This window comes from Hydrogenophaga sp., assembly GCF_030656115.1.
Classification (GTDB): domain Bacteria; phylum Pseudomonadota; class Gammaproteobacteria; order Burkholderiales; family Burkholderiaceae_C; genus Hydrogenophaga.
Map to the genome: position 1 here is coordinate 1 of NZ_JAUSOO010000184.1, position 8,315 is coordinate 8,315.

At 63.3% G+C, this 8,315-nt stretch carries 8 protein-coding genes; 4 read left to right on the forward strand and 4 right to left on the reverse strand.

Features of this window, described 5'->3' with window-relative positions; genetic code table 11:
• Positions 1–669 (reverse strand): peptidase U32 family protein (locus Q7J58_RS22580; RefSeq protein WP_304832326.1); only part of this gene is annotated, 669 nt, incomplete at its 3' end.
• Between the two features lie 61 nt (positions 670–730).
• Here Q7J58_RS22580 and Q7J58_RS22585 point away from each other — a divergent pair.
• Positions 731–1,489 (forward strand): alpha/beta hydrolase, encoded by a 759-nt coding sequence (locus Q7J58_RS22585; RefSeq protein ID WP_304832328.1) that lies wholly within the window; start codon positions 731–733, stop codon positions 1,487–1,489.
• 14 nt (positions 1,490–1,503) lie between these two features.
• Entirely contained in the window at positions 1,504–2,292 is a 789-nt protein-coding gene (locus Q7J58_RS22590) for a heparan-alpha-glucosaminide N-acetyltransferase (RefSeq protein ID WP_304832329.1), read from the forward strand.
• Here Q7J58_RS22590 and Q7J58_RS22595 read toward each other — a convergent pair whose 3' ends face one another.
• The 3 genes from Q7J58_RS22595 to Q7J58_RS22605 all read right to left on the reverse strand — a co-directional run bounded on the left by Q7J58_RS22595 (position 2,293) and on the right by Q7J58_RS22605 (position 5,849).
• The gene (locus tag Q7J58_RS22595) at positions 2,293–2,943 is read right to left on the reverse strand and encodes a GntR family transcriptional regulator (RefSeq protein WP_304832331.1); all 651 of its coding nucleotides are present in this window, start codon (positions 2,941–2,943) and stop codon (positions 2,293–2,295) included. It abuts the gene before it with no gap.
• A complete protein-coding gene (locus Q7J58_RS22600) occupies positions 2,940–4,337 on the reverse strand; it encodes an aspartate aminotransferase family protein (RefSeq protein ID WP_304832333.1) in 1,398 nt (465 codons plus the stop codon). The genes Q7J58_RS22595 and Q7J58_RS22600 overlap by 4 nt, the downstream gene beginning before the upstream one ends.
• 171 nt (positions 4,338–4,508) lie before the next feature.
• Positions 4,509–5,849: a glutamine synthetase family protein gene (locus Q7J58_RS22605; RefSeq protein WP_304832335.1), complete on the reverse strand. Its 1,341-nt coding sequence runs from the start codon at positions 5,847–5,849 to the stop codon at positions 4,509–4,511.
• A 95-nt stretch (positions 5,850–5,944) separates the two neighbouring features.
• Here Q7J58_RS22605 and Q7J58_RS22610 point away from each other — a divergent pair, with 95 nt between their 5' ends.
• A complete protein-coding gene (locus tag Q7J58_RS22610; protein ID WP_304832336.1) occupies positions 5,945–6,157 on the forward strand; it encodes a hypothetical protein in 213 nt (70 codons plus the stop codon).
• Between the two features lie 51 nt (positions 6,158–6,208).
• The coding region (locus Q7J58_RS22615; protein ID WP_304832338.1) for a polymorphic toxin-type HINT domain-containing protein at positions 6,209–8,315 on the forward strand (2,107 nt) is incomplete at its 3' end.

Genomic DNA, 8,315 nt, shown 5'->3' on the forward strand with positions numbered 1-8,315 from the left:
GTTGTCTTTCATGCTCAGCACGTGTTTGTCGTGCGCCACGATGCGGCCCTGGCTGTCTTTCACCTCATAAGGCAGGCGGCAAGCTTGCGAGCAGTCGCCCCGGTTGGCGCTGCGCCCGGTGTGGGCGTGGCTGATGAAGCACTGGCCGCTGTAGGCCACGCACAGCGCGCCGTGTACAAAAAATTCGAGCGTGCAGCGCTCGGGGTCGGTGGCGGCGCGAATGGCGGCGATTTGCTGCAGCGTGAGTTCGCGCGCCAGCACGATCTGGGAGAGACCCGCGTCTTGCAGAAAGCGGGCTTTTTCAGGGGTGCGGATGTCGGTTTGCGTGCTGGCGTGCAGCTGAATGGGCGGCAGGTCGATTTCCAGCAAGCCCATGTCCTGGATGATGAGTGCGTCCACGCCCGCGTCATAGAGCTGCCAGGCCAGCTTGCGGGCCGGCTCCAGTTCGTCGTCGCGCAAGATCGTGTTCATCGTCACAAAAATGCGGCTGCCAAAGCGGTGCGCGTATTTCGCCAGGCGGGCAATTTCTTTCACCGAATTGTCGGCGCTGGTGCGGGCGCCAAACGATGGCCCGCCGATGTAGACCGCGTCGGCCCCGTGGTTGACGGCTTCGATGCCAATGTCGGCGTCGCGGGCAGGGGAGAGCAGTTCCAGTTGGTGGGGCAGCATGGGCGTTGAGCGTGCAAAATCGGTGGTCGAAAAAACCCCGATATTGTCCCGGAGAACACCCATGCCTGCACCCACCGATTCCGCCCCGAACGTTCCCACTGCCGTCGTGCTGGTGCACGGCTCGTGGCATGGCGCCTGGTGTTGGCGGCGGGTGCTGCCGCTGCTGCGAGGCGCGGGGGTCGAGGTGCACGCGGTCACGCTCACCGGCGTGGGCGAGCGGGCGCACCTGCTGAGCCCGGCCATCGACCTGCACACCCACATTCAAGACGTGATCGGGTTGATCGAGGCCGAAGAGTTGCAGCGTGTGGTGCTGGTGGGCCACAGCTATGCGGGCATGGTGATCACCGGCGTGGCCGACCGGCTGCAGCGCGAACGCCCGGGCTTGCTGGCGCATCTGGTGTACCTGGACGCGGCGCTGCCGTACCCCGGCGACAGCTGGAGCAGCCACCACGCGCCCGAAACAAAACAGGCGCGCATCGACGCCGCCCAGCCCAGCGGTGGCCTGAGTTTTCCGCCACCCGACGCGGCGCTGTTTGGGCTGGAAGGCGCCGACCGCGACTGGGTGAACCGCCGCCAGACGCCGCAGCCCTTCAAGCTGTACCAGCAGCCGCTGGACTTTGACGCCGAACGCGTGGCCGCCGTGCCGCGCACCTTCATTGACTGCACGATGCCCGCGCTGGCCACCATTGCGCCGTCGCGTGTGCGGGTGCGCAGCGAGCCGGGCTGGCAGGTGCTGGAGCTGGCCACCGGGCACGACCCGATGGTGAGCGCGCCACAAGCGCTGGCTGACCTGTTGCTGGACATTCAGCGCCGGGCCTGAGCGTGGGGCGCCGCGTGAAAAAACCAGCCGGGCCGCCCACCGCCCGCCCAGCCACCGAGGCCGGGCGGCTGGACCGCATCGACCTGCTGCGCGCCGCCGCCATGCTGTGGATGACGGCGTTTCATTTCAGCTTTGACCTGAACCACTTTGGCTTGATTCAGCAAAACTTTTACAGCGACCCGTTCTGGACCTGGCAGCGCACCGCCATCGTGAGTGGCTTTCTGTTCACCGCCGGTTTGTCGCAGGCGGTGGCGCTGCACCGGGGGCAAAGCTGGCCGCGTTTCTGGCGCCGCTGGGCTCAGGTGGCCGGGGCCGCGCTGCTGGTCACGGTGGGTTCGGTGGTGGTGTTTCCCAACAGCTTCATCTACTTTGGCGTGCTGCACGGCATTGCGGTCATGCTGATCGTGGCCCGGCTCACGGCGGGGTGGGGCGCCTGGCTGTGGTTGCTGGGTGCGCTGGCGGTGGCGCTGAAATGGGTCGCGCCGTGGCTGATCGGCGCCATGCCCGCGCTGGAGGTGTTCAACACACCGTGGCTGAATTGGTTGGGGTTCATCAGCCGCAAACCCATCACCGAAGACTATGTGCCGCTGCTGCCGTGGCTGGGTGTGGTGTGGTGGGGCCTGGCGGCGGGGCAGTGGGCGCTGAAGCACCGGCCCACCTGGCTGGGGTCTGCCGACGCGCCAGCAGGCGGTTTGCGCCGCGCGCTGGTGACGCTGGGGCAATGGAGCCTGAGCTATTACCTGCTGCACCAGCCGGTGCTGATGGGATTGGTGGGCGCTTTTGTGTGGTTGCGCGCGGGCTGATCAACCCGCGCAGAACGGCCGCAGAAACTGCCCGGCCACAAACAGGTCGCGCTCGATGGCTCGGCGCACCCCGGCGCTGTCGCGTTGTTGCAGGGCGCTCATGGCATCCCCGTGGGCATGGTTGAGCACCCGCGCCGCGCCCTCGGCCTCAAACAGCCGGTTCGACAGCGGCCCCACCTTGAGCCACACCGTTTCAATCAGCGCCATCAGCATGGGCGAGGCGGCAGCCTGGTACAGCCGCAGGTGAAAGGTCTCGTTGGCGTCCAGGTAGGCTTTGGCATCGCCCGCGGCCAGGGCTTCGCCCATGCGCTGTTCCAGCGCGGCCAGCTCGGCCACACCGGCGCTGTCGATGCGGTGGGCGCCGCGTTCGGCGGCTTCGCCTTCGAGCAGCAGGCGCATTTGCAACACATCGTCAAACTCGGCCACCGAGAGCCGGGGCACCAGCATGCCGCTGTGCGGCACGTTGACCAGTGCACCTTCGGCCGCGAGGCGCTGCAGCGCGGCGCGCACCGGCATCACACCCGCGCCCAGTTGCTGCGCAATGGCGTGGATTTTCAGCCGCTCGCCGGGCAGAAACCGGCCGACCGTGACCCACTGGCGCAGGCGCAGGTAGGTGCTGTCTTGCTGGGTGGGGGCGGGGGTGGTTTTCATGCGGACAGGCTCAGCGCGGTGATTTCGCTCAACACCGCGTCCAGGGCGTCCAGCAGCTGGGCCACGTGGGCTGGGGTGGTTTGCGGGCACACCAGCATCATGTTGTGGAACGGGGTGATCAAAATGTCCCGGTTGAGCAGGCTCAGGTGGATCAGGTGCTCCAGCTCGCCGTCGAGCACGCGGTCGGCTTCGCTGCCGTTGCGCGGCGGCGTGGCGCAAAACTGAAACTCGGTTCGCGCGCCCACCTGGGTGACACACCACGGCAGGCGGTGCTTTTGCAAGATGCTGTGCAGCCCGCTGGCCAGCGCCTGGGCCTGGGTGAGCATGTGGGCGTAGGCGCTGGTTGTCATCACCTCGGTGAGCGCGGCGCGCATGGCGGCCATGGCCAGCATGTTGCCGGTGAGCGTGGTGCCAATGCCGCTGTGGCCGGGCGGGGCCTCTTGCTTGGCCCGCATGGCGCGTGCGGCCAGGCTGGCGCTCATGCCGTACACCGCGCAAGGCACGCCGCCACCCACGGGTTTGCCCAGCACCAGCGCGTCGGCCTGTATGCCGTGGGCGCGCGCGTAGCCGCTGGGCCCGGTGCTGATGGTGTGGGTTTCGTCCATCACCAGCAGGGCGCCGTGTTGCCGGATGAGCGCCTGCGCGGCGGACCAGAAGCCGGGTTCGGGCAGCACCATGCCGATGTTGGTCATCACCGGTTCGGCCAGCACACAGGCCACGTCGCCTTGCTGCAACGCGGCTTCCAGCGCGGGCAGGTCGTTGAATTCCACCACCACGGTGTGTTTGGTGAGGTCGTGCACCTGGCCCATCAGGCTGCTGCGCTGCACCGGCTGGCCGTTCACCAGGTCCACAAACACGTCTTCAATGGTGCCGTGGTAGCAGCCGTTGAACACCAGCAGCTTTTTGCGCCCGGTGGCGGCGCGTATCCAGCGCACGATGTAACGGTTGGCGTCGGTTGCGCTCATGGCGAACTGCCAATAGGGCAGGCCAAAGCGCTCGCTCAGGGACTGGCCCACCGCGGCGGCGTCAGCCGTGGCCAGCATGGTGGTGTAGCCGCGTGTGGCCTGGTTTACCAGGGCTTGCGCCACCGGCGCGGGTGCGTGGCCAAACATGGCGCCGGTGTCGCCCAGGCAAAAGTCCACCAGCGTGTGGCCATCGACATCGGTCACCAGTGCGCCGCTGGCGTGGGCCACGTGCAAGGCAAATGGGGTGCCCCAGTCGCTCATCCAGTGCAGCGGCACGCCAAACAGCAGGTGCTGCTGCGCCTGCGCCGCCAGCTCGGCCGACTGCGGGTTGCGTGCCACATAGCTGGCCCGTTCACGGGCCAGAAAGGCCTGGGCGCGGGGCCAGTCAATGCCGGTGCGGCTGGGGTGGGAAACGGGTGAATTTTTCATGTTGATTTCACGTTCACGTCGGTAATCGATCAGCGAGAGTTTCCGGAGCTCTTGACTCCATTCCAGGGCGCCCGTGGAACCGGCTTAGCCGGGCCACCAGGTGCGTCCCCCTCTCTCGCCGAAGGCGAGAGAGGGGGAAGCCGCGCAGCGGCGCAGGGGGTGATTCTCAATTCACACCAGCAGCAACAGGTGTTCGCGCTCCCACGAGCTGATGACCCGGTTGTAGGTGGCGTATTCCAGCTCTTTCACCGCCAGGAACGCATCGACAAACGCGCCGCCCAGCACCTCGCGCAGCGGCTCGCAGGTGCGCATGCGGCGTATCGCGTCTTCCAGGTGGTTGGGCAGCTCGTAATCCATGTCCCAGGCGCTGCTGCGCATGGGCGCGGTGGGCTCCAGCGCTTGTTCCATGCCCAGGTAACCGCAGGCCAGCGTGGCCGCCATGGCCAGGTAGGGGTTCACGTCCACGCCGGGCACGCGGTTTTCCAGGCGGCGGTTCGCTGCGTCGGACTCGGGCACGCGGATGCCGCAGGTGCGGTTGTCAAACCCCCACTGCACGTTGATGGGCGCCGACATGTTGCGCGACAGGCGCCGGTACGAATTCACATACGGCGCCAGCATGGGCATGACCAGCGGCACGTAGCGCTGCAAACCGGCAATGTAGTGGCCAAAAGCCGGACTCACCGAGCCGTCGGGCAGGCTGAAGATGTTGTGGCCGGTCTCGGCGTCCAGAATGCTTTGGTGAATGTGCATGGCGCTGCCGGGTTCGGCTTCCATGGGCTTGGCCATGAAGGTGGCAAAAATGCCGTGGCGCAGGGCGGTTTCGCGCACCGTGCGCTTGAACAGAAACACCCGATCGGCCAGGTCCATCGGATCGCCGTGGGTGAAATTGATTTCCATCTGGCCCGCACCGGCTTCGTGAATCAGCGTTTCAACGCCGAGGCGGTGCACCTCGCAAAAGCGCGACAGCTCCAGAAAGAAGGGGTCGAAGTCGTTCACCGCGTCAATGGAATACGACTGCCGCCCGGCCTCGGGCTTGCCCGTGCGACCCAGTGGGGGCTGTAGCGGCTCGTGCGGATTCTGGTGCCGGGCCACCAGGTAAAACTCCATCTCGGGCGCCACCACGGCTTGCCATCCGCGCGCCTGGTAGCGGTTGAGCACGCCGCGCAACACGCTGCGCGGCGACAGGGCCACCGGTGTGCCGTCAAACTCCTCGCAGTCGTGAATGATCACCGCCACCTGCTCAGCCGCCCAGGGCACCACGCGGGCTGTGCTCAGGTCGGGCACACACACCATGTCGGGGTCGGTGTCGCCCACAAAGGCGGTGTTGTCCGGTTGCTGGCCGTTCACCGTGTTCAGCAGCACGCTCTTGGGCAGGCGCATGTGGCCCGACTTCAAAAACAGGTCTTTCGGCAAGATCTTGCCGCGCGCAATGCCGGTCATGTCCGGGATCACGCATTCCACTTCCTGGATGCGGTGCTGGGCGAAAAAGTCTTGGAGGGAGTCGGTGCTCATGGGGTGGGCCAGGTGGTGCCGCACAGGGTGTGTGCAGTTTTTATTTGATCAAATAATTGAGAAATTATGGCGTAATTTCAATAATTTATGCAAATTTGATCAAATTCGATATCAATACCTGGTCAAGGAAGACGACAACCCGCCTCAACCAGGTGTTTGTGGTCAACGAGACCGACCGTGTGCTCTCATTCCGCCTGAGCAATCTCACGCTCGACGATGTGGAGAACGCGCCCGACGACGCCTTCTTCAACCTGCAGGCCAACCAATCCGTGTACAACATGGGCTCGGCCTTGATTTCGACTTGCTGACTACTGGATCTCTTGGGCAAATGGGCCGACACCCCCGCAGGAAAACGCAAAATGCAACTGGCGATCAAACAAGCCGACTTTGCTCGGCAACAACTCACCCGAGGCGTCATCGACACCTCGCCACTCAAGAACATGGTGTACGAGCACAAAGGCTCCAAGCAATACATCATTGAGCAGCCCCGCGTCGCTGCGGACGGCACGCCCATCTCGTCCGGGCGCATCATCAAGGCGGAGGACTACAGCCAAGCCGCCAAAGGCATCGCCCGTTTGGACGAAAACGGCAAGGTGGTCTACCAGGCCTGCTTTGCCGCAGGCACCCTGGTCCACACCGACCAAGGCCCCCTGCCCATCGAGAAAGTGCGTGTAGGCACCAAAGTCCTGTCACAACCCGAGAACGGTGGAAAAATCGCTTACAAGCGTGTGATCAACACCGTGGCCCACCTGGACCAACAAGTGCATGCGGTGCAGGTCAAGGTGGAAGGCAGCGACGAGCTCACCACCCTGATCACCACCCCCAACCACCCCTTCTGGGTGCAAGAACGGTTGGTCCATGACCAGCACTGGCTGGCGGCGGAACATCTGGCGCCGGGGATGGTGCTGCAAATTGCGGGTGGTGGCGCAGGGGATAACAGCGCACCTCGACAAGCCACGGTCTACGCCAACGGCCTCATCCGCCACACCCAGCATGCACACATTGGTTTTGCAGCGGACGACCGCGTGGGCGTTGGCATGGTGCTGGACTTGACCGATCCCAAACAGGTCCACTTGGTCAAGCCCGAGCAGGCCAGCGAGCTGGGTAGCTTGCAGCTGGGCAAACCCTTCCTCACCCCGGTCTACAACTTTGAGGTGGAGGACTTCCACACCTACTACGTGGGGGATGCGGCGGTTTGGGTGCATAACACCAATTGCGCCCCGGGCGCGCCGGTTGACTTCGTTTTAAGGAAGGTTGACCGGGAGGCTCCCCGCCCTCAATGCTTCCCGGTGGACACCTACGTTGTCACAAGAGATCGGCAATGGATCGAAATCGACCGTTTGGATGTGGGGCATTGGGTCTTGTCTCGCTGCGAGAAAACGGGGCAGCAAGACTATCGCCGCGTAGTCAAGAAATTTGAGCATCAAAGAGAAAGCATTTTTGCCCCTGAGACCCCGCTTTACAGAATCATCATCGTTACCGCTGAAGGAAGAAAGGACGCCCTACAGGCGACCGCCGAACACCCCTTCTGGGTCAACGGCGTGGGCTGGGTCAAAGCCTGTGAACTTCAGCCCGGCCAGATGCTGGAGATTTGTGACCCCATTGGAGAAGACGACTGCAACCGACCAGAAGGACAAAAAGCGGCCGACCTGACCTTGAGTGGTCAAAGATGGCAGGCTGAAATTGAATCGGTATGCCAGGACAGTGAGAGCGGTCTTGTTTACAACATTGAAGTTGAGGACTTCCATACCTATTTCGTTGGGTGCCACGGGGTTTGGGTGCACAACAAAGACAGCCATGACGGTGTGCCTGTATTCAGCCAACCGCTGAAACTGAGCAACCCCGACGCCAAAGCGTTTGCTGGAAAATTCAACCAGAACCGACGGGTTGAAAAGGCAGGCGATACGATCGAGAACAACAATGCCGCCCGCGCAGAAAACGAGTTTGCCGACGCGTTGGCCCAGCACGACAACCTGGAAGTGGTACAACTCTCTAACAAAAATGGCCTGGGGAAAAATGGATCAAGCAACCCTGACGTGCTGGTTAATGCACGCATCACCGACTTTTACACACCCCAAAAACCACCCCTGGACAAACCGCAACTCACCGATCCTGTGGTTTTGCAGAAAAAGCTAGTCACCATTTACGACACCATCAAATTAAAGTCGAAAGAGCAATCATCAGACGTTGCATTGAACCTGCGGTATTTGGACGGGGCGGTCACCGAAGCGCAGATTTTGGAAATGATGGCGGCCAAACCCATCCCAACGTTGGGACGCCTAAGTCAACCCACAGAAATTCTCCATCGGATTGACCGAAATGAGGCTTTGATGAGGTCTACTCATGCTGTAGCGGCACACAGCCGTGCAACCAAGATAGGAGACTGCAGTGGGCAAGCGGCTGGACACACGCCTGAGCGAAGAGGACAAGTGGGCACTGGAGCGGGTGTACAAGAAATCACCGGAC

Coding starts and splice junctions, on each gene's coding strand:
- Q7J58_RS22585 (WP_304832328.1), top strand. CDS start 731: ATGCCTGCACCCACCGATTCCGCCCCGAACGTTCCCACTGCCGTCGTG.
- Q7J58_RS22595 (WP_304832331.1), bottom strand. CDS start 2,943: ATGAAAACCACCCCCGCCCCCACCCAGCAAGACAGCACCTACCTGCGC.
- Q7J58_RS22600 (WP_304832333.1), bottom strand. CDS start 4,337: ATGAAAAATTCACCCGTTTCCCACCCCAGCCGCACCGGCATTGACTGG.
- Q7J58_RS22605 (WP_304832335.1), bottom strand. CDS start 5,849: ATGAGCACCGACTCCCTCCAAGACTTTTTCGCCCAGCACCGCATCCAG.